Annotated in this window: 21 protein-coding genes; 12 read left to right on the top strand and 9 right to left on the bottom strand. The window is 68.3% G+C overall.

Translation table 11 applies throughout. The features are described 5' to 3' along the window. The first annotated feature begins 29 nt into the window (after window positions 1–29). Entirely contained in the window at window positions 30–1109 is a 1080-nt protein-coding gene (ychF, locus tag AZG88_RS33480; RefSeq protein WP_005239054.1) for a redox-regulated ATPase YchF, read from the top strand. On the opposite strand, the gene AZG88_RS33475 is transcribed toward ychF, so the two are convergent. Continuing rightward, complete coding sequence (locus tag AZG88_RS33475) at window positions 1099–2499, bottom strand: MFS transporter (RefSeq protein ID WP_005239055.1); 1401 nt, start codon at window positions 2497–2499, stop codon at window positions 1099–1101. The genes ychF and AZG88_RS33475 overlap by 11 nt on opposite strands. A 55-nt stretch (window positions 2500–2554) precedes the next feature. On the opposite strand from AZG88_RS33475, the gene AZG88_RS33470 reads away from it, so the two are divergent. Beyond that, a complete protein-coding gene (locus AZG88_RS33470) occupies window positions 2555–3091 on the top strand; it encodes a winged helix-turn-helix transcriptional regulator (RefSeq protein WP_082833545.1) in 537 nt (178 codons plus the stop codon). 12 nt (window positions 3092–3103) lie between these two features. On the opposite strand, the gene AZG88_RS33465 is transcribed toward AZG88_RS33470, so the two are convergent. From AZG88_RS33465 to AZG88_RS33455, 3 genes are all read right to left on the bottom strand, one after another. Further along, the gene (locus AZG88_RS33465) at window positions 3104–3973 is read right to left on the bottom strand and encodes a cutinase family protein (RefSeq protein WP_082833544.1); all 870 of its coding nucleotides are present in this window, start codon (window positions 3971–3973) and stop codon (window positions 3104–3106) included. A 68-nt stretch (window positions 3974–4041) separates the two neighbouring features. Then, window positions 4042–4446, bottom strand: coding sequence for a DUF1304 domain-containing protein (locus AZG88_RS33460; RefSeq protein WP_005239058.1), 405 nt, complete (start codon window positions 4444–4446; stop codon window positions 4042–4044). Further along, on the bottom strand, window positions 4443–4910 hold the full coding sequence (locus tag AZG88_RS33455; protein WP_061700266.1) for a hypothetical protein: 468 nt from the start codon (window positions 4908–4910) through the stop codon (window positions 4443–4445). Before AZG88_RS33455 ends, AZG88_RS33460 begins: the two co-directional genes overlap by 4 nt. Window positions 4911–4996: 86 nt before the next feature. Here AZG88_RS33455 and AZG88_RS33450 point away from each other — a divergent pair, with 86 nt between their 5' ends. Beyond that, on the top strand, window positions 4997–6040 hold the full coding sequence (locus AZG88_RS33450) for a helix-turn-helix transcriptional regulator (protein ID WP_061041629.1): 1044 nt from the start codon (window positions 4997–4999) through the stop codon (window positions 6038–6040). Window positions 6041–6047: 7 nt separating this feature from the next. Here AZG88_RS33450 and AZG88_RS33445 read toward each other — a convergent pair whose 3' ends face one another. Then, on the bottom strand, window positions 6048–6446 hold the full coding sequence (locus AZG88_RS33445; protein ID WP_231914286.1) for a hypothetical protein: 399 nt from the start codon (window positions 6444–6446) through the stop codon (window positions 6048–6050). A gap of 88 nt (window positions 6447–6534) precedes the next feature. After that, on the bottom strand, window positions 6535–8634 hold the full coding sequence (locus AZG88_RS33440; protein ID WP_061700264.1) for an elongation factor G: 2100 nt from the start codon (window positions 8632–8634) through the stop codon (window positions 6535–6537). A 138-nt stretch (window positions 8635–8772) separates the two neighbouring features. On the opposite strand from AZG88_RS33440, the gene AZG88_RS33435 reads away from it, so the two are divergent. Then, complete coding sequence (locus AZG88_RS33435; RefSeq protein ID WP_061700263.1) at window positions 8773–9240, top strand: SRPBCC family protein; 468 nt, start codon at window positions 8773–8775, stop codon at window positions 9238–9240. Here AZG88_RS33435 and AZG88_RS33430 read toward each other — a convergent pair. After that, a complete protein-coding gene (locus AZG88_RS33430) occupies window positions 9237–10892 on the bottom strand; it encodes an alkaline phosphatase D family protein (RefSeq protein WP_061041608.1) in 1656 nt (551 codons plus the stop codon). The genes AZG88_RS33435 and AZG88_RS33430 overlap by 4 nt on opposite strands. Before the next feature lie 124 nt (window positions 10893–11016). Between AZG88_RS33430 and AZG88_RS33425 the strand changes: the two genes are divergently transcribed. From AZG88_RS33425 to AZG88_RS33405, 5 genes are all read left to right on the top strand, one after another. Continuing rightward, window positions 11017–11229, top strand: coding sequence for a DUF4287 domain-containing protein (locus AZG88_RS33425; RefSeq protein WP_005239064.1), 213 nt, complete (start codon window positions 11017–11019; stop codon window positions 11227–11229). 150 nt (window positions 11230–11379) lie between these two features. Next, the gene (gene htpG, locus AZG88_RS33420) at window positions 11380–13308 is read left to right on the top strand and encodes a molecular chaperone HtpG (RefSeq protein ID WP_061041630.1); all 1929 of its coding nucleotides are present in this window, start codon (window positions 11380–11382) and stop codon (window positions 13306–13308) included. Between the two features lie 6 nt (window positions 13309–13314). After that, on the top strand, window positions 13315–14304 hold the full coding sequence (locus AZG88_RS33415; protein ID WP_061041609.1) for an SDR family NAD(P)-dependent oxidoreductase: 990 nt from the start codon (window positions 13315–13317) through the stop codon (window positions 14302–14304). Then, window positions 14301–14870: a mismatch-specific DNA-glycosylase gene (locus AZG88_RS33410; protein ID WP_061041610.1), complete on the top strand. Its 570-nt coding sequence runs from the start codon at window positions 14301–14303 to the stop codon at window positions 14868–14870. Before AZG88_RS33415 ends, AZG88_RS33410 begins: the two co-directional genes overlap by 4 nt. Before the next feature lie 25 nt (window positions 14871–14895). Next, complete coding sequence (locus AZG88_RS33405; RefSeq protein ID WP_005253680.1) at window positions 14896–15246, top strand: hypothetical protein; 351 nt, start codon at window positions 14896–14898, stop codon at window positions 15244–15246. A 13-nt stretch (window positions 15247–15259) separates the two neighbouring features. Here the strand turns inward: AZG88_RS33405 and AZG88_RS33400 are convergent, their stop codons facing one another. Beyond that, entirely contained in the window at window positions 15260–16654 is a 1395-nt protein-coding gene (locus AZG88_RS33400; protein WP_025432172.1) for an acyl-CoA dehydrogenase family protein, read from the bottom strand. Between the two features lie 131 nt (window positions 16655–16785). Here AZG88_RS33400 and AZG88_RS33395 point away from each other — a divergent pair, with 131 nt between their 5' ends. Next, entirely contained in the window at window positions 16786–17598 is an 813-nt protein-coding gene (locus AZG88_RS33395) for a class I SAM-dependent methyltransferase (RefSeq protein WP_061041611.1), read from the top strand. Window positions 17599–17648: 50 nt separating this feature from the next. Then, window positions 17649–18317 (top strand): L,D-transpeptidase family protein, encoded by a 669-nt coding sequence (locus tag AZG88_RS33390; protein WP_061041612.1) that lies wholly within the window; start codon window positions 17649–17651, stop codon window positions 18315–18317. A gap of 60 nt (window positions 18318–18377) precedes the next feature. On the opposite strand, the gene AZG88_RS33385 is transcribed toward AZG88_RS33390, so the two are convergent. Further along, on the bottom strand, window positions 18378–20075 hold the full coding sequence (locus AZG88_RS33385) for a fumarate hydratase (RefSeq protein ID WP_005239073.1): 1698 nt from the start codon (window positions 20073–20075) through the stop codon (window positions 18378–18380). A 177-nt stretch (window positions 20076–20252) separates the two neighbouring features. Here AZG88_RS33385 and AZG88_RS33380 point away from each other — a divergent pair, with 177 nt between their 5' ends. Continuing rightward, window positions 20253–21023, top strand: a complete 771-nt coding sequence (locus AZG88_RS33380; protein WP_037231569.1) for a CPBP family intramembrane glutamic endopeptidase — start codon at window positions 20253–20255, stop codon at window positions 21021–21023. Window positions 21024–21031: the final 8 nt, after the last annotated feature.

Below are 21031 nucleotides of genomic sequence, written 5' to 3'. Positions count from 1 at the left end.
GGACGCCGACGCCGTAGAATCCAACGACCGTGAGCCTTACCCTCGGAATCGTCGGACTGCCCAACGTCGGCAAGTCCACCTTGTTCAACGCGCTGACCAACAACGACGTGCTGGCCGCGAACTACCCGTTCGCGACCATCGAACCCAACGTCGGCCTGGTCGAACTGCCCGATCCGCGGCTGTCCGAGCTCGCCCGGATCTTCGGTTCCGAGCGCATCCTGCCCGCCACGGTGTCGTTCGTCGACATCGCCGGCATCGTCAAGGGCGCCTCCGAGGGCGCCGGCCTCGGCAACAAGTTCCTCGCCAACATCCGCGAGGCCGACGCGATCTGCCAGGTGGTTCGCGTCTTCAACGACGACGACGTCGTACACGTCGACGGCCGCGTCGACCCGGCGTCCGACATCGAGGTGATCGAGACCGAGCTCGTCATCGCCGACATGCAGACGCTGGAGAAGGCCCTGCCGCGTCTGGAGAAGGAAGCGAAGAAGAACAAGGAACTCAAGCCCATCCACGAGGAGGCGCTGAAGGCGCAGGAAGTCCTCGACGAGGGCAAGACCCTGTTCAGCGCGAAGGACAAGCTGGACTTCTCGCTGCTGCGCGAGCTGAGCCTGCTCACCACCAAGCCGTTCCTGTACGTGTTCAACGCCGACGAGGCCGTGCTCACCGACGAAGCGAAGGTCGCCGAACTGCGCGCCTCCGTCGCCCCCGCGGACTCCGTGTTCCTCGACGCCAAGGTCGAGCAGGAGCTACTGGAGCTGGACGAAGAGGACCGGCAGGAGATGCTCGACTCCATCGGACAGTCCGAGCCCGGCCTGCACGCACTCGCCCGCACCGGCTTCCACACCCTCGGCCTGCAGACCTACCTCACCGCAGGTCCCAAGGAATCCCGCGCCTGGACCATCCACAAGGGAGACACCGCCCCGCAGGCCGCCGGCGTCATCCACACCGACTTCGAGCGCGGCTTCATCAAGGCCGAGATCGTCTCCTTCGACGACCTCGTCGCCGCCGGATCCATGGCCGCCGCCAAGGCCGCGGGCAAGGTCCGCATGGAGGGCAAGGACTACATCATGGCCGACGGCGACGTGGTGGAGTTCCGCTTCAACGTCTGACGGCTGCTCCCCGCACCAACAACCCGACCACCCCTGCGCCGACGAGGGAGATCAGCCCCGTGGTGACGGCGGCGTAGTTCCAGCCGGACACCATGCCGTCGACGGTGCCTGCCGGGTCGAGGGCGATGATGCTGACGACGGTGACGCCGATGGACGAGCCGAGGTAGCGGGCGGTGTTGTTGGCGCCGCTGCCGAGTCCACCCTGGTCGGCGGGCACGCTCGCGACGGCTTGGCGGCCGAGCCCGGCGTTGAGGAGTCCGCTGGCGACGCCGGCGAGAAGTAGTCCCGGGACCAGTCGCAGCAGGGACGAGTCGGGGGAGAGGCCCGTCATCGTGAGCATGGCGACGCCGACACCGGCGAGTCCGATGACGAGTTGCGGTGATCCGGCGAGTCGCGCCGGCAGTTTCCGCGCCAGCAGCGATGCCACGACGCTCGTGCCCGACCACAGGGCGATCACCCCGGCTGCGGCTAGGGTGCTGACGTGCATCGTCTTGACCAGGAACGTGCATGCGAACGACATCAGGCCGATGATGCCCGCCCCGGTCGCGAGGGCCGCGAGGGTGGCGGCCAGGAAGTCGCGTCGGCGGAACAACGCGAGGTCGAGCATCGGGAACGGTCGCCGCCGCTCGACCGTGACGAAGGCGAGGGTGAACACGGCCGCGCCGACGCCGCAGAGCACGGTGGCGGCGGTGTTTCCCTGCCTGCCCTCGACGAGTGCGACGAGCACCAGGACCATCGCGGCGCACAGCGTGACCGCTCCGGGGACGTCTATCCGCTTGGGGACGGCGGAGTGTGACTCCGCGAGCGCGCGTGTCGCGACCTGCCCGATCACGAGCGATGCGACGGCGAGTGCCCAGTACAGGCCGCGCCACCACCCGGCGAGGTCGAGGAGGCCCGCGAGGACGGGACCGACGGCGATGCCGGCGCCGACGCTCGCGCCCCAGATTCCACTCGCCGTCGCCCTTGCCGCAGGCGTGGTGAAGGCGTGTGCGACGGCGCCGAGGCTGGCCGCGATCAATGCCGCGCCCGCCACTCCCTGGATCAGTCGTCCGACGATGAACAGCACGGGTTCCTGGCTGACCGCGCCGACCACTGCGCCCAGCGCGAGAAGCCAGGCACCCCAGTGGAACACCCGGCGCCTCCCGTAGTCGTCGGCGAGCGCGCCCGCGGTGAGCAGGACCGCGGCGAGGCCGACGCTCATCGAACTGAGAATCCACGTCTGCGCTGGGGGGCCTGCCGACAGAGCCGCGGCAACGGTGGGCATGTTGCCGAGCGGGGCACAGAACGCGACCAGGGCGACGAACGTCCCGAGCGACGCGACGGCCAGCGTGGTCTCCGGGCGGGGAGTGTGTGCGCGGATCGGTGGGGCAACCGCTGTTGGTCTGTTCACAAGACTGAACTTAGAACTAATTTGGTCTGGTGACAAGACTGAATTGCGATATCATGTGGGCGTGGCACTGGGAACCGGGTACTCGCAGCAGAACTGCAATCTCGCTCGCGCCCTCGAGGTGGTGGGTGAGCGGTGGACGATGCTCGTGCTGCGCGACTGTTTCTACGGCGTCCGCCGCTTCAGTGACCTGCTCGCCCACCTCGACATCTCGCGCGCCGTCCTGACGGATCGGCTGACCGCTCTCGTCGAGGCCGGCGTCCTCGTCCGGGTCGCCGACGGCGGTCATCCCGAGTACGAACTCACCGAGGCAGGAAAGGCGCTGTGGCCGAGTATCTATGCGCTGTCGCAATGGGGTGAGCAGTACGTGTCGCCCGGCAGCTACCCGGGCCGCGTGTTCTCGCACGCGGAGTGCGGAACGCAACTCGATCGTTTCGGGCGGTGCCCCGACTGCGGCACGATCCCGGGCCCCGAGGACCTGGTGGTCGCGCCCGGACCGGGGGAGGCCGTCCGTCCCCGCAGCGACGCCGTCGCCGTGGCATTGCGTACACCCCGCCGGATGCTCACTCCACTGCGTGCGCGCAGCGACGCCTGATCGGCGCGACCCTTACGCCGCGACGCGCAGGGGCGGTTCGAACGTCGCCCGCACCTGCAGCCACTGGGCGAGGATCTGGCATCCGGTGAGCCCGCTCGCATCGAGTGGTTCGCTGGCGTACGCGACGTGCCGCCCGCCCCGTGCGTTGACGACGCGCACACCGCGCCAGGCGAGGCGCGGCGGAAGGTAGCCGAGCACCTCGATCGCCGCGGTCCGTAGGCGGCGCAGGTCGGTGCGCCACTGCCGAGGGCTGACGCGTGTCCTGGCCGCGTTCTGGAAGCTGTTGTGGCGAATCAGTTCCCACGTCTGCGCAAGCCACGTCCGCATCGCGCGAAACGACATCCACCGGGTGAGGTCCGCGATGTCGCGCACATAGCTGTCATCGCTGGCATTGCAGATCATGTCGTCCGGGTGCGCGATCCACTGGACCGGTACGGAGTCGGGGATCGGGGCGCCGTCGCCCGCGACACCGCGCCCGCGGCAGCCCGGTACCACCCCCGCGGGTTGCTCGGGGTCGGAGACGAGACCCACCGCGGAGAGGTTGTCGGCGCGCAGGGCGCCGGAGGCTATCTGCCCGAGCACCTCGCGGATCACGGTGCATCCCTGCGAGTACCCGATCAGCATGACCGGTCCGGGAGCGTCCTCCATGGCGTCGATCAAGCGGCGGACTCCGACCTCGGTGCTCTGCCGGTAACTCAGTCCGCCCGCGGCGACCGGCCCGTACGACGCCGGATAGCCGACCCACCGCGACGCGAACCGGTCGTCGAGAGCGTCGGTGACGTCACGCAACAGTCCGGTGACGTGGCGTCGGTGGTCATCGGGGTGGGACTCTCCGGTGCCACCGACAGCGAGAACGGTCACCTGGGACATGCCTCCCATCATCCCGACCGCGAGTAAGGATCCGTTCGGTCGACCCTGAGAAGTTCCTGGCAATCGGACGCCGTGGGTTGTCACCCGATCGCCAGCGCGATCAGGGCCAGCAGCGGGGGCACGCTCTGTGACAGCGCGCCGACGACGCCGTCGCCGCGCTGTCGGCTGAGCGCCATGCGGTCCGACACGGCCAGGGCGATGCCGGCCAGAAACATGAACAGGCAGGTGTAGACGACGAGCGTCCGACCCGGAGTGTCGTGACCCGCCCACCACAGGATGACGCCGGCGATGGCGCCGGAACCGAGGAACAGGTTGTAGAAACCGACGTTGAACGCCCACAGATGGGCGGCGGGCACGTCGCCGCTCGGGATGCGGAAGATGCCCTCGTGCACCGACGGCCTGCGGAACAGGAACGATTCCCACACGAACGCCAGCAGGTGCACGCCTGCGGCGATCAGTGTGGCGATCTGCGCGACGATGATCACGGCGCACCCGCCGCGGTCGCGAGTTCGACGCCGTACCGATCGGTGACCTCGTGCAGCAGCCGGTCCATTTCCTCCGGCGAGTGCCTGCCGCGCCCGACCGCGTCGAGATCACCGAAGAAGCCGCTGTTGGACGCCCCGGCGGTGACGAGGAGGAAGTCGGCGGACTCGGAGAGGGCCGTGAACGTATTCATCGTTCCCGCCTCGATGGCGATGGTTTCCCCCGCCGCGAGCTCGTACCCGGTGTCTCCGGCCTGGACGAGAATCCGGCCGCGCAGCACGTGGTAGGACTTCGGCCACGGTTCGGCGTGCAGCGGGCCGTCCGGCGCATTCCGGGACGCTTCGACGAGGAAGACTTCGTACGCCCCGCCGGCGTGATCGCCGCCGACCAGGACCGTGATGTCGGCGTCCGGCGCGGTGAGGCGGCGGCCGTAGCCCGCTCTGATTACGTGAACGTGGGTGGACATACTGCGACGGTAGGATCGGCGCACCCTGCTGCCCATCCCAGGAATCTGGGATGGTGGTGTGCCTGTGACCAGCGCATACTGTGTTCATGCTGGAGGTCCGGGCGGAAAAGCTGCGCCGGGAGGTGCTCGCGGTCGCGGGATCGGGCGCCGGTGTCACGCAGCTGCACGAGCGCGCCCTCGAATTGGTCGGTGAGACGGTGCGCAGCGACCTGACGTGCTGGGCGATGCTCGACCCGGAGACACTCGCGATCAGTTCGATGACCAGCGGGCGCAGCCGGATACCGCAGCAGTACGAGCCGCTGCTCGCCGAATCCGAGTACAACGGCGACGATCCGGGCACGTTCGCCGAACTCGCCCGCAGTGGCCGAACCGTCGCGCGGGCCTCGGACCTCCCCGCGGACGAGGTCGCGCACAGCCTCCGTCACGGCGCGGTGTGGGCACCGCTGGGGCTCGGCAGCGAGGTCCGCATCGTGTTCCGCGTCGACGGCGTGTGCTGGGGCGCAGCCGGATTCGTGCGGTCCGGACCGGATTTCACCGACCGCGAGCTCGAGTTCCTCACGCTCGTGGCCCCCGGCCTGGCGGTCGCGACACGGGCCGCGTCCGTGCACGCCCCGGCGATCTCCGGTGGCGGCGACCAGGGTCCGGCGGTGGTGCTGACCGATGCCGCCGGCGATCCGGTCGCGCTCACGGCCGCTGCCCGCGGTTGGCAGGATCGCTTCGACGAGGTGGCCCCGGGCAGGCTGACCGTCGTGTTGCGAGCGGCGACGTTCGGGGCGCGGTCCAGCGGTTCGGGGATCTTCAAGGCGCGCGTCCGCGATGCGGAAGGGGGCTGGATTCTGGTGCGCGCCACGGCCCTGATCGGCGGCGACGAACCACAGACGGTGGTCACCCTCGAACCCGCGGTCGGCGGCGAGCTCACGGGACTGCTGCTCGCGGCCTATGCGGTGACCGCACGCGAACGTGATGTGTGCGCCGACGTGATCGCCGGCTACGCGACGTCCGAGATCGCGGGCCGCCGCGGCATCACGGTGAACACCGTCCAGGACCACCTGAAATCGGTGTACGCGAAGGCCGGGGTCCGCAGCCGCGCGGAACTCGCCGCGCGGCTGCGGACCGGTCGCGAGCACTAGCTGCGGCTCACGAACCGGCACCGCCGGAACACGCCTCCTGCGCGGCCGCCCACGTCGAACCGTCCACCCCGGGAGGAGTGCTCGACGCGTCCGGAGTTCCGCCCTCAGGCGGGGTCGAACCGTCGCCGCCCTCCGGCGGCATCATCTCGCCGCTGGGCGGCGCCATTCCGCCCGGTGCGCCGCCGCCGGCCTGGTCGGGCGGTGCGGGTACGCCGTTCTCCTCGAGGCAGGCCTGCAGTTCGTCGCTCATCGCCGCGGGCGGGGCGCCGCCCTCCACGGCGGCGCTGCTGGTGCCGGTCGACGAAGTGCCGGACGACGACTCGCCCGAACTACACGCGACGACGGAACATGCGAGACCGACAGCCATCGCCGCTCCACCGATGCCGCGAACCAATTGTGAACGCATGATCGATGCCGTTCCCTTCTGTGTGAGTGAGACACCACTACACCGCGGGAGGCTGGGAGAACGCTGCGTGCACGCTGGAAGGGCACTGTCAGCGCGGTTCGGGCCGCTCCTGGTAGCACTTGAAACTCAGTGCGAGACGGCCACGTCCGTGTGTCATCGAGCGCAGGGCGACCGGATAGTCGGTGACCTCGCTCGTCGGCACCGACGCGATCACGGTGACCTCGCCGTCCCCTGCCGGTTCGGTGCCCTCGATCTGGCCGCGCCGCCGTCCGAGATCCGCCATCACGTCACCCTGAAGCGCCGACGGCACCGTGACCTCGACGTGGTCGACGGGTTCGAGGACGAGGGTGCCCACCTTGTCGATGGCCGCCCGGAGGGCGAGCGCCCCCGCCATCCGGAAGCTGAAATCGTCGGAGTCGACCGAGTGATGCTTGCCGTCGAGAACGGTGGCCCGCAGGTCGACGAGCGGAAACCCGTGCCTGCCTCCGCGTCCCATCGATTCGGCGATCCCCTTGCCGACCGCGGGAATGAGGGACTTGGGTATCACTCCACCGCGGGTCTCGTCGACGAACTCGTAGCCTTCGTCGCGGGCGAGCGGCTCGAAGCGGACCGTCGCCACCCCGAACTGGCCGTGGCCGCCGCTCTGCTTCTTGTGGCGGCCCTCCGTCTCCACGGTGCCGAGCAGCGTCTCGCGGTAAGCGATCTTGACCGGTTCGGTCTGGAGGGTGATGCCGTACCGCCGCTTCAACCGGGTCAGCGCCACCTGCACGTGCACGTCGCCCGCGCCCCGGACCACCGTCTGGTGGGTTTCGCTGTCGCGGGTCACCTCCAGCGTCGGGTCGTCGCTGACGAGCTCCGCCAGGGCGGTGGCCAGTTTGTCCTCGTCGCCTGCGCTCTCGGCGGCCACGGCGATCCCGTAGACCGGACGCCGGTGCACGATCGGAGGCACGGTGAGGGACGAGCCGATCGGCGCGAGGGTGTCGCCCGTCGACACGTCGGTCAGCTTGATGGCGCCGACGATGTCGCCTGCCTCCGCGGTGTCGATCGCAGTGTGTTTACTGCCGAGGACGCGAAGGAGGTTGTGCAGGCGCTCCTTCGCGCCGGTGCGTTGATTGACGAGGACGTCATCGGCGTGCACGGTGCCGGACAGGATCTTCACCAACGCCACCTGCCCGACGTATTCGTCGGTCTGCGTCTTGAAGACGTACGCGAGCGGGTCCCCCGACGGATCGCACCCCACCTCGGCGACCCCGTCACCGCGCACCTTGGCGACCCCGTCACCGCGCACTTTGGCGACCCCGTCACCGCGCACTTTGGCGACCCCGTCACCGTGCACCTCGATGCCCGGGACCTCCGACGGTGCGGGCGCGATCCGGCACACGAAGTCGAGCAACCGGTCGACGGCGATCGCATCGACGGCCGACCCGCACAGCACCGGCCACAGCGAGCCCGCCGCGAAACCCGCGCGGAGCGCGTGCTCGAGTTCGGCCACGGAGATGTCCTCCCCGTCGAGATACTTCGACAGCAGGTCGTCCTCGATCTCGACCACGTCCTCCACGAGATGTTCGTGCTGTTCGTGCTCGCGGTCGGCGATGTCGGCGGGTAGTTCGTCGCTCGTGTTCGCGGACCCGCTGTCGTAGAGGATGACGTGCTCGGTGAGGAGATCGGCGACCCCGGTGAACGCCGACGCTTCGCCGACGGGCAGGTCGACCGGCTCGACTCCCGACCCGAAATGGTCGCGGATCCCGGCCAGGACGACATCGAACGACGCCCGCTCCTTGTCCATCTTGTTCACGAACAGGATGCGCGGGATGGATCGCTCGCCGGCCACCTGCCACAGCAACTCGTCGTTCACCTGCAGACCGCTGACTCCGTCGATCACGAACACGGCGACGTCCGCGACCCGGAGCGCGGTCGTCGCGTCGCCGACGAAATCGGCGTAGCCCGGCGGGTCCAGGAGGTTGATCCGGTAGTCGCCCCACGAGAAGGAGGCCAGGCCGAGCGTCAGCGACTGCGTGCGGTCGTGCTCCTCGGGCTGGGTGTCGAGCACGGTGTTACCGCTCTCGACGCGTCCGGGCCGGGTGACGACACCGGCGCGGAAGAGCATCGCCTCCGCGAGCGTCGTCTTCCCGTTACCCTGATGTCCCACCAGAGCGATATTGCGGATCAGATCCGTCTCGGTCGTCACTGCTACCCCCACCACAGCACTGTCGTTGGGTCGCTCCCGACGATACCGCGCGCGCGACCGCCGGTGAGGCGTTATCTTCCACCTCGACAGGTGGGCGCGACGTCGGTCCACCACACCCGACACCGAATGGAGACCGGCATGGCTTCGGACGAGTTCCTCGTCGAACGTTCCACCGTCATCGATGCGAGCCCCGACGTCGTTCAGCCGCTTCTCGACAACTTCCGGCAGTGGCAGTCGTGGTCGCCGTGGGAGAACGTCGATCCCGACCTGAAACGCACGTACTCCGGCCCGGAGTCGGGCGTCGGCGCCGCCTATGCCTGGGAGGGCAATCGGAAGGCGGGTGCGGGGTCGATGGTGATCACCGAGTCGGTGCCCGGCTCCAAGGTCGTGCTCGACCTGAAGTTCCTCAAACCGTTCAAGGCCGACAACGTCACGACGTTCCTCCTCGAGCCGAACAGCGCCGGGACCACCGTCCGCTGGCAGATGACCGGCAAGACCAACCGCTTCTTCACGATCGTGGGACTCCTCTTCCCGATGGACAAGATGGTGGGCAAGGACTTCGAGAAGGGGCTCGCACAGCTGAAGGCGGCGGCCGAGCAGCGTTAGGCGTCGCTTTCCGTCGTCAACTCGAGGTCGGTCATGGTCTTGAATCGGGGCGTGCCGTCGCTGCCGTTGCGTGCCTGTTCCATCACGAGGCGGGCGGCCCGTCCGTTCAGGTGGAGCGTCGCGACCTGATCGCCGAAGAACGGTCCGGCGACCTTCGACCAGTCGATGGGGACGGGTGGCACCCGCGACACCCGGCCGAGGATGAAACGCACGGTCCGCTCGGTGGCGCGCCGCCACGAGATCCGGAACGTCACTTTCATGGCGGCCGGAACGTAGTTGTGCAGGGGCGAGCACGTCAGCTGATACACCAGTGACTGCAGCTTCTCGGCGTAGTGCGCCTGCGCGACGTAGGCGTGGTGGACGTCCCCGGACAGCACCGAGATGGTGGACGGCGCCCGCCCGGCCGGCCCGGCCTTGCGTCCTGCGCCGACCTCGGCGAAGAGGCGGGCCAACCGGTCGAACGAGTCGCGGAACGCCGCCCAGTGCTCCAGGTCCGCCCCCCGCCGGATCTTCTCCGCCACGGCCGCCACCCGCGGGCCGCGGGATCCGGCGGCGAGGCGTTCGTCCCAGGACTCCAGGTCGTGAAGGGCGCGAGGCAGCAACCACGGCAGAGACGTCCCGACGAGCAGATGGTCGTAGTCGCCCTCGGTCTGACGTTCGATCCAGGAGAATTCGGGGTCGGACACCATCTCGCGGCGACCGCCGGCGAGGACACGCCCGCACCGCGAGTCGATGACGAGCAGCCGCGCGACCCCGAGGTCCCGGCGATACGACCATTGCGTGCCCTTGGCCCCGTCCGCTTCCTCGTCGGCGGCAGACGCGAATTCGCGGAGCATCGGCTCGACGTCGCCACCGTGCTTCCGAACCCGTTGATACAGTTCGTTTTCGGCGAGGTGGCTCGGCGCCAGGTTCCCGAGGTGCTGATACACCCAGTACGACGACAACGCGCCGACGATGCGCTCCTCCCACCACGACGTGGCCTCGAGTTCGTTGCGCCAGGATTCCGAGGTGTTCCAGTCGTCCCGGACGTCGTGATCGTCGAAGATCATCGACGTCGGCACGGTGGACATCAGCCAGCGCACCTGAGGGTCCGTCCACGACTCGGCGTAGAGCCAGGTGTACTCCTCGAAATTGCGCACCTGCGGCCCCGGTGGCTCGTTCACGTCGTGGATCTCGGCGACCCGGGCCTCGGTCTCGGGGGAGAGTTCGTCGGCATACACCTGATCCCCGAGCAGCAGCAGGGCGTCGGGCCACTGGTCCGGCGACTGTTCGGCCATCCGCACCGCATACGCGTCCAGGGCGTCGGCGCCGAGGTGCCGGTTGCCCTCCGTCGTGGACATCGTGGCGAACCGGCACGACCCGAACGTGAGAACCAGCGTGTCGTCGTCCTCCCGGAGCGTGCGGATCATCGAGGGGACGGCGCTCGGCAGCGGCCACACCGGGCGGCCGTCGAGGGTCACGTCGTACGGGGTGGTCGACCCTGGCTCCAGACCCTCCACGACGACGAGTGCATAGTGGTGACCCGACACGTTCCACGTGCGTTCCTCGTGGCCGAGGACCCGGACGGTGCACGCCTCGGACGTCTCGACCCACACCGTCGCATCGCACGTGCCGACATGTCTCAGCAGTGGCCCCAGAATCAGCTCCGCCACGACGTCACCTCGCCGATGTTCGTTCCATGCAGTCAGCTTACGGACGTCGGCGTCGGCGAGGGCGCTACATCCGAAGATGCCTGTCGGACAGTATGTGTCGGAGGGTTCGGCTAGCCTTTCGCGCATGGCTGAACCAGTGAAGGGGCCCGCGTCCTATTTCCCGTCGATCGAGGAGAAGTACGGTCGGCCGATCAGTGAATGGCAGACGCTCATCCGGTCGTCCGAGCTGACCAAGCACATGGAGTTGGTGAGCTGGCTGAAGTCCGAGCACCGCCTCGGTCACGGTCATGCCAACGCGTTGGTCGCGTACACCCTGAAGGAGGACGCCGCCGGCTGAGGGTTCCGGGCAGATCGGCGCCGGAGGTCGCGGGCGCCCTGGCGCAGCCGGATCAGGACCTCTCGCCGCGATGAATCCGGTATTCGGTCGCGGGATATCATTCCGACGACGAATCTGGTGTCGAGGGTTCTGCTGTCGAAGGGAATCGAAGTGAGCACGAAAATCGAACAACTGGAGTTCCAGGCGGAGACCCGCCAGCTCCTGGACCTCATGATCCACTCGGTGTACTCCAACAAGGACTCGTTCCTGCGGGAGCTCATCTCCAACGCGTCGGATGCGCTGGACAAGTTGCGGCTCGAAGCCTTCCGCAACAAGGAGCTCCACGTCGACACGTCGGATCTGCACATCGAGATCGAGGTGGACGCGGAGCAGCGCACGCTCACCGTCCGCGACAACGGCATCGGCATGTCCCACGAGGAGGTCGTCGACCTCATCGGCACGCTGGCCAAGTCCGGCACCGCAGACCTGCGCCGCAAGTTGAAGGAAGCGCAGGACGCCGCCGCCTCCGAGGAACTGATCGGGCAGTTCGGCATCGGCTTCTACTCGACGTTCATGGTCGCCGACAAGGTCACCCTGCTGACGCGGAAGGCAGGCGAGAGCGAGGCCACGCGCTGGGAGTCGAGCGGCGAGGCCACGTACACAATCGAAGCGGTCGACGACGCCCCGCAAGGCAGCTCCGTCACCCTGCACCTCAAGCCCGAGGACGCCGAGGATCACCTGCACGACTACACGTCGGAACGGAAGATCAGGGAGCTCGTCAAGCGCTACTCCGACTTCATCGCGTGGCCGATCCGGATGAACGTCGAGCGTACGGTCCCCGCGGAGGGCGACGGCGAGGACGAGGTCACCACGACGTCCGAGACGATCAACTCGATGAAGGCGCTGTGGGCGCGCTCGAAGGACGACGTCTCCGAGGACGAGTACAAGGAGTTCTACAAGCACATCGCCCACGCCTGGGACGATCCGCTCGAGGTCATCCCGATGAAGGCGGAGGGCACGTTCGAGTTCCAGGCTCTGCTGTTCATTCCGTCCCACGCGCCGTTCGACCTGTTCATGCGGGACGGGAAGACGGGTGTGCAGCTGTACGTCAAGCGCGTCTTCATCATGGACGACTGCGACCAGCTGATGCCGGAGTACCTCCGCTTCGTCAAGGGTGTGGTCGACGCTCAGGACCTGTCCCTCAACGTGTCACGTGAGATTCTTCAGCAGGACCGGCAGATTCGTGCCATCCGGCGCAGGCTCACCAAGAAGGTCCTCACCACGATCAAGGACCTGAAGGCCGAGCGGCCCGACGATTACCGCACGTTCTGGGCGGAGTTCGGCCGCGCGGTCAAGGAAGGCCTGATGTCGGACACCGACAATCGGGATGTGCTGCTGGGTATCTCGTCGTTCGCGTCCACCCACAGCGAGGAGGAGCTGACCTCTCTCGAAGACTACGTGGCGCGGATGAAGGACGGTCAGGAGCAGATCTTCTACGCAACCGGCGAATCCCGGCAGCTGCTCGAGAGCTCACCGCACATGGAGGCCTTCCGCGCGAAGGGCTTCGAGGTGCTGCTGCTCACCGATCCGGTGGACGAGATGTGGGTCGGTGCCGTGCCGGAATTCGACGGCAAGTCGTTTCAGTCGATCGCCAAGGGTGAGGTCGATCTCGACACCGAGGAAGACAAGAGGGCGCACGAGTCGGAGCGGGAGGAGCAGGAAAAGGACTTCGCCGGCCTGCTCTCCTGGATGGCCGACGCGCTGAGCGAGCAGGTCAAGGAGGTGCGGCTGTCGACGCGGCTGACCACGTCACCGGCTTGCATCGTCGGCGACGCGTTCAGCATGTCGCCGGCACTCGAGCGGATGTACCGGGCGTCCGGACAGCCCGTCCCCACCACGAAGCGCATCCTCGAGCTGAACCCGACCCACCCGCTCGTCACCGGGCTGCGGGCGGCGCACAGCGAACGCAACGAGGATCCGGCGCTGGGGGAGACCGCGGAGCTGCTCTACGGGATGGCGTTGCTGGCCGAGGGCGGCGAACTCGAGGATCCCGCCCGGTTCACCACCATGCTCGCCAACCGTCTCGCCAGGACGGTGTAGTTCACCTTGCTGGTATTGGTCACGGGGGGAACAGGTTTCGTCGGGGCGTGGAGCGCGAAGGCGGCGGTGGACGCCGGTCACCGGGTGCGCTTCCTCGTGCGGGATCCTGCTCGCCTCGTGACCAGTGCCGCGGCACTCGGACTGGACACGTCCGATCACGTCGTCGGTGACATCACGGACGCCGAGTCGGTGCGCCGCGCGCTGGACGGCTGCGACGCCGTCATCCACGCCGCGGCCGTGGTCGCGGTCGACCCGCGGCGCGCGGAGGAGATGTTGCAGACCAACCTGGCCGGCGCGCAGAACGTGCTGGGAACCGCGGTCGAACTGGGCCTCGACCCGATCGTCTACGTCTCGAGTATCGCGGCGCTGTTCCAGCCGGGGGCCCGGCTGCTCACTCCCGAACTGCCGGTGTGCGGGCCTCCCGACGCCTACGGCCGGAGCAAGGCACGTGTGGAGCAGTACGCTCGCGACCTTCAGGCCGACGGCGCACCGATCGCGATCACCTATCCGGGCATGATCATCGGCCCGCCCGCGGGGAACCAGTTCGGCGAGGCGGCCCAGGCAGTCGAGGCCGCCGTTCACCTGCGGGGTCTGCCCGGGCGGAGCGCGGCGTGGACGATGGTCGACGTCCGGGAGGTGGCGAGCGCGCACGCCGCCCTCCTCGAGTCGGGACGCGGCGCCCGCCGGCACATGCTCGGTGGTCCCCGGATTCCGATCGCCGGGATCGCGGAGATGCTGGGCGTGATCACCGGCAAATGGATGGGGGTGTTCCCGGTTCCGGACGCCGCGTTGCGCCTGGTGGGCAGGCTGGTCGACGCCGTCGACCGGTTCGTCTCCATCGACACCCCGATTTCGGAGGCCGCGATGGAGTACTACACGCGGATGCCGGACACGGACGACCGCCCGAGCGAGAGCGAACTGGGTGTGAAGTACCGGGATTCGGCGGAGACCCTGGCCGACACCGTTGCGGGGCTGACGCAGGCGGGCAGGTTGTGAGCTTCACTCGTGCGGAGTTGGAGTCGTTCCGGGACGCCGAGGTTGCGGACCTCATCGGACCGGGCTGCCGACTGCTGTTCGTCGGTATCAACCCGGGACTGTGGACGGCCGCGACCGGGGCGCATTTCGCGCGCCCGGGCAACCGTTTCTATCCGGCCCTGCTGGCCGCGGGGATCATCGAGCGTCCGATCGATCCGACGGCAGGGATGTCGGACGCGGATCGCGATCACCTGATCGAGCGGGGCGTCGGCATCACCAACCTTGCCTCGCGTGCCACGGCGAAGGCGGACGAGTTGACCGGTGAGGAGCTGGCCGTCGGCGCCGAGCGCTTGCGCACCGTGGTCCGCGACACCACTCCCCGGGTGGTCGCCGTCGCCGGAATCACCGCATATCGCAGGGCTTTCGGGGAGCGTGCCGCGAGGAAGGGCAAGCAGCCGCGCGACCTCGAGGGCGCGGAGTTGTGGCTGGTCCCGAACCCCAGCGGGCTCAACGCCCACGAAACCGTCGCCACGCTGGGCGCGTCGTACCGGGAGGCGGCGATCGAGGCGGGAATCGTATCCGGCTGACCGGGCAGGTCGCTAGGCTGCGGAGATGACCGTCGTCTACAACCTCTTCTTCGTCTGCCACCTGCTCGGCATGGCCGCCCTCGTCGGCGGCTATTTCGCGGTGCTCGGGGCGCCGCGGATCTCCGAGGTCATGGTGTGGGGTGCGCGGCTCCAGTTCGTGACGGGACTGATCCTGGTCGGGCTCGGCGAGGCCGCACTGGACAAGGATTACAACCACGTCAAGATCGGCGTGAAGCTTCTGCTCTCGCTGGTGGTGGTCGCGCTCGCCGAGATCGTCCGGGGCAAGCAGAACAAGGGGCAGGAGAACCCGAACCTGGTCCACGTGACGGGTGGGCTCGGCATCGTCACCGTGCTCGTGGCCGCCCTCTGGACCTGATCCCACGCCGGTTTCACTTCTTCGGCGGGGCAAGGATTTTCATAGCCAGTCGCTGCGCGGACTCGGGCATCCGGTCCTTCATCGACATCGCGAACTCGCCTGCCTTCGTGCGCACGGACGTGCCCCTGCCGAACCGCCGGTTGAAGGCGGATCCCTCGGTCGGCTGATCGAAGTGGAGGGGCGGGGCGCCGTCCGCGGCGCCGAGAGCGCGCCCGATCACCATCCGCTGAATCTCACTGGTGCCCTCGAAGATGGTGTACAGCTTGGCGTCCCGGTACCACTTCTCGACGGGGTGGTCGCTGATGTACCCCCACCCACCCATCGTCTGCAGTGCGCGTTCGGTGGTCTTCACAGCGACCTCCGACGCCGCGAGTTTCGCCATCGAGCCCTCGCCGTGGCGGAACTCCACTCCCGCCGCCGCCATCCACGACGCCCGCCAGGTGAGCAGCCGCGCGGCGTCGATCTGGGTCGCGAGGTCGGCCAGCGGAAAAGCGATGCCCTGGTTGTCGATGATCGGGCCGCCGAATGCCTCGCGGCGGTTCGCGTACTCGGTGGCGTATTCGAGCGCGGCGCGGGCGATGCCCAGCGCCTGAGCGGCGACCATGGGGCGTGTCTGCTCGAACGTGCCGAGGGTGGCCGATTTCCGCCGGGGCGCGCCGGTGGCCACCTCTTCCTGCACCTCACGGGCCTTCCGCATGCGGTTCTGCAACTTGTCGTCGCCGCCGAGCAGATGGTCGGCGGGAACCCGCACCTGATGGAACTTCAGCTCCGCCGTGTGCGACGCGCGGCAGCCCAGCTTGTCGAGTTTGCGGACGAGTTCGATACCCGGACTTCCGCCGGGCACCACGAAGAGCGCCTGACCGCGATGGCCCAGGTCCGGATCGACGGTCGCGTTCACGACGTGCACGTCGGCGATTCCCCCGTTGCCGATCCACATCTTGTGCCCCTCGATCACCCACTCGTCGCCGTCGCGCGTCGCGGTGGTCCGCAGGTTGCGGACGTCGCTGCCGCCCTCGGGTTCGGAGATGCACAGTGCGGCGAGTTTCAGGTTGCCGGGCTCGCCGAAGCACTCGGGCGCCCAGCGCAGCATCTGCTCCGGCGTCGCGGCCTGCCCGATCGACGACAGCGCCAGCGCGGGCATCACGACGGCCAGCCCGATTCCGGCGCAACCCCAGAACAACTCCTCCATGAAGAGGGGGAGAGACAGTCCCGTCGGGTCGCCGATGAGGTCGCGGTAGAACAGCGGACTGTAGAAGCCCTCTCGTGCGGCCTGCTCGAGAACGTCCCAGGGGAACTCCTGCGCGCGGTCGTGCTCGGCCGCCACCGGCCGGATCACGTTCTCCGCGAAGGCGTGCGTCCGCTCGACGAGGTCTTTCTGCGCCGGAGTGAGAGCGAGGCTGAAAGTCATGGCAGTCCCTCGGTTGCCGCGTTGGTGTGCAACAACGTAACACTCACGGCCTGCCGCGGCCGGGGTTCGCATTATCCTGGATGGTGAGATAGCGATCCCATTATCTGGTCGAAGTTGCTAGCGTCGGAGACATGAACGGCGACGAGACGGTCTACACCCACGGTCACGACGAATCGGTGCTGCGAAACCATCGATGGCGCACCGCCGAGAACTCCGCCGGTTACCTGCTCCCGCACCTGCGCGCAGGCATGGCGTTGCTCGACGTCGGGTGCGGGCCGGGCACGATCACCGCCGACCTCGCGGGACTCGTCGCACCCGGAGTCGTCACCGCCGTCGAGATGAACGACGAGGCGCTGTCCCTCGCCCGGAACGAGTTCGCGAAGCGGGGAGTCCCGAACGTCCTGACCGTGGTGTCGGACGTCCACGCCCTCGACTTTCCCGACGACAGCTTCGACGTCGTGCACGCGCATCAGGTCTTGCAACACGTCGGAGATCCGGTGCAGGCGCTGCGCGAGATGACGCGGGTGTGCAGGCCCGGCGGAATCGTCGCCGCCCGCGACGCGGACTACGGCACGTTCACATGGTTCCCGCCGACACCGGAACTCGACGAATGGCTGACGCTGTACAAAGCCATCGCGCGGGCGAACGGTGGCGAACCGGACGCCGGCCGTCGCCTGCGGGCGTGGGCGCACGAGGCGGGTCTCGGCGACGTCGTGAACACCGCGAGCACGTGGTGCTTCTCCTCCGACGAGGATCGCGAGTGGTGGGGAGGTTCCTGGGCCGATCGCTCGCTGCAGTCGAACTACGCGGACCGGGCGCTCGAACTGGGGCTCGCCACCGGGGCGGACCTGGAACGCATCGCGGCGGGCTGGCGTTCGTGGATGCGGGAGGACGACGGCTGGTTCGCGCTCCTGCACAGCGAGATCCTCTGCCGGGTGCAGTAGCGCGGAGGGAAAATCTCGCAACGAGTGCCCGCGGATGGAACACTCGCCCCATGACGACGTTACGGGTGGGTCGACTGTGGTTGGCGGGACTGATGGTGGCTCTGATCGGGCTGGTGCTCGTACCCGGCGCCTCCGCGGCCCCGGACCGAGCAGTCTTCTCCGGCGCCTCGGACCAGGTGATCACGGTCTACGCCCCGTCCGCGGGGGCAGTGGTCGCCCAACTGACCGCCTGGGAACGGACTGCGGACGGCACGTGGCAGGTGTTCGCGGGCCCCGTCCCCGCCGACGTCGGCGCGGAAGGAATCGGGGCGGCGAACGAATTCTCCACCCGCACGCCGGCCGGTGTCTTCCCGCTGTCGCAGGCATTCGGCCGGCAGCCCGCCCCGGAGACGGCCATGCCGTACTTCCAGTCGGACCGGCGCGACTGGTGGGATTCGAATCCGCTCTCGCCGACGTACAACACGCACGTCCGGCAGGACGCGAACCCCGGCGGTAACAGCGAGAACCTCTACGCTGCCGGACCGCTGTACGACTACGCGGTCGTGATCGGCCACAACGCCGCCCGCGTTCCCGGCCTCGGTTCGGCGATGTTCCTGCACGTCACGGACGGCACCACCACCGAGGGGTGCGTCGCCATCGACCGCGACGCGCTGACCTCACTCCTCGGCCGGCTCGACCCGGCGAAGAACCCCGTCATCGAGATCGCGGTAGGCGCGTAGCGCCCGTGAGTGGTTGACGAGCCCAGAGACTCGCTAACCACTCACGGGCGGCGGAGCCGCCTACAGGCCGGGACGCTTGCCGATGGTGAGGGTGGGCGTGGAGACACCGGCGAAGAAGTCCTCGCCCTTGTCGTCGACCACGATGAACGCGGGGAAGTCCTCGACCTCGATCTTCCAGACCGCTTCCATGCCGAGCTCTTCGTACTCGACGATCTCGACCTTCTTGATGCAGTCGAGGGCGAGACGCGCCGCGGGGCCACCGATGGACCCGAGGTAGAAGCCGCCGTACGACTTGCAGGCGTCGGTGACCTGCTTGGAGCGGTTGCCCTTCGCGAGCATCACCATCGAACCGCCCGCGGCCTGGAACTGCTCCACATAGGAGTCCATGCGACCGGCGGTGGTGGGGCCGAAGGAACCGGACGCCATGCCGTCGGGGGTCTTGGCCGGGCCGGCGTAGTACACCGGGTGGTCCTTGAGGTACTGCGGCATGTCCTCGCCGGCGTCGAGCCGTTCCTTGATCTTGGCGTGGGCGATGTCGCGTGCGACGACGAGCGGGCCGGTGAGCGACAGCCGTGTCTTCACCGGGTGCTTGGACAGCTCGGCGAGGATCTCGGGCATCGGCTTGGTGAGGTCGATCTTCACGGCGGCGCCCTTGCCGGTGCCGGAGACGCCGTCGGTCTCGGCGTCGAGCTGGGCGTCGGTGACCTCGGGGAGGAACCGGCCCGGGTTGAATTCGAGCTGCTCGAGGAAGACGCCCTCGGGGGTGATCTTCGCCTTGGCCTGGCGGTCCGCCGAGCAGGACACGGCGAGAGCGACGGGCAGCGACGCGCCGTGGCGGGGGAGGCGGATGACGCGGACGTCGTGGCAGAAGTACTTGCCGCCGAACTGTGCGCCGATGCCGATCTGACGGGTCAGCTCGAGCACCTTCTCCTCGAGCTCCAGGTCGCGGAAGCCGCGGCCCGTGATCGCACCCTCGTTGGGGAGTTCGTCGAGGTAGTGCGCGGACGCGTACTTGGCCGTCTTGAGTGCGAACTCGGCGGACGTGCCGCCGACGACGATCGCGAGGTGGTACGGCGGGCAGGCTGCGGTGCCGAGGGCGCGGATCTTCTCCTCGAGGAACCGCATCATGCCGTCCGGGTTCAGGATCGCCTTGGTCTCCTGGAACAGGTAGGACTTGTTGGCGCTGCCGCCGCCCTTGGCCATGTACAGGAACTTGTAGGCGTTCTCGTGGCCGGTCGCCGTGTCGGCGTAGAGCTCGATCTGGGCGGGGAGGTTGCTCCCGGTGTTCTTCTCGTCCCACATCGTGATCGGCGCGTTCTGCGAGTACCGCAGGTTGAGCCGGGTGTAGGCGTCGTAGACGCCCCGGGCGATGGCCTTCTCGTCGTCGCCGGGGGTGAGGACGTGCTGGCCGCGCTTGCCCATGACGATCGCGGTGCCGGTGTCCTGGCACATCGGCAGCACGCCGGCCGCGGAGATGTTGGCGTTCTTGAGCAGATCGAGTGCCACGAACTTGTCGTTGCCCGACGCCTCGGGATCGTCGAGGATGCTCGCGAGCTGCGTCAGATGGTCGCTGCGCAGGTAGTGCGAGATGTCGTGGAGCGCGGTCTCGGTGAGCAGGCGCAGCGCCTCGGGCTCGACGGACAGGAAGGTGCGGCCGTCGGGTCCTTCGACAGTCGACACCCCCTCGGTGGTCAGCAGCCGATACTCGGTGGGGTCCTCACCGATGGGCAGCAAGTCCTCGTAGAGGAAGTCGGCCATTCTATCTCCTGGACAGCGGGTTGTGTGAAGTTCGTATCCAGGCTAGACGCGGGCTCCGGCGGCCCTGTGACGCGGGGGCATGCTTCGACCTGCGTAGTGGCGTGGCTCACAGAGGTTTCACAGACAAATCCGTACACTTGACTTGATGCGTGTATACGAAGCAGATCGGCCGGCCGAATGACCCTTGAAGTCCAGTACGCCGGAGCTGTCGACGGCGAGAAGTCCGGTGCACGCGCCAAGCGTCCCGTGCTGCATGCCTACCTGGACATCGCGATCGTGGTGGTCGTCCTCGCGGCCACGAACCTGATCGCGCACTTCACCACCGCGTGGGCGAGTATCGCCACCGTTCCCATCGCCGCTGTCGTGCTGCTCGTGCTCACCCGGCGGCGCGGGCTCGGCTGGGCAGAACTGGGGCTCTCACCCCGGCACTGGCGAAAGGGGTCGCTGTACGCGCTGGCGGCGATGGGACTCGTGATCGGCGTCGTGGCGATCGGCGCAGCCCTGCCGATCACCCGCCCCTTCTTCATGGCCGACCGGTACGCCACCCTGTCCGGTGCGCTCATCGCGTCGATGATCGTCATCCCGTTGCAGACCGTCATCCCCGAGGAGCTCGCGTTCCGCGGCGTGCTGCACGGCACCCTCGACCGGGTGTACGGCGCACGTGGTGTCTTCGCGGCGGGATCGCTGATGTTCGGTCTCTGGCACATCGCGTCTTCGCTGGGGCTGACGTCGGGCAACAAGGGACTGTCCAGCTTCCTCGGTGGCGGCGTCCTGGGTCAGGTGCTCGGCATCCTCGCGGCGGTCGTCGCGACCGCGGCCGCGGGCGTCGTGTTCACGTGGCTCCGTCGTCGCAGCGGCAGTCTGATCGCGCCCATCGCGCTGCACTGGTCGCTGAACGGCGCGGGTGCGCTCGCCGCCGCCATCGTGTGGCACACGACCATGGCCTGAGTCCGCAA

Source organism: Rhodococcus sp. LB1 (genome assembly GCF_001583455.1).
GTDB lineage: Bacteria > Actinomycetota > Actinomycetes > Mycobacteriales > Mycobacteriaceae > Rhodococcus_F > Rhodococcus_F opacus.
This window is presented reverse-complemented; position numbering and strand designations above follow the sequence as displayed.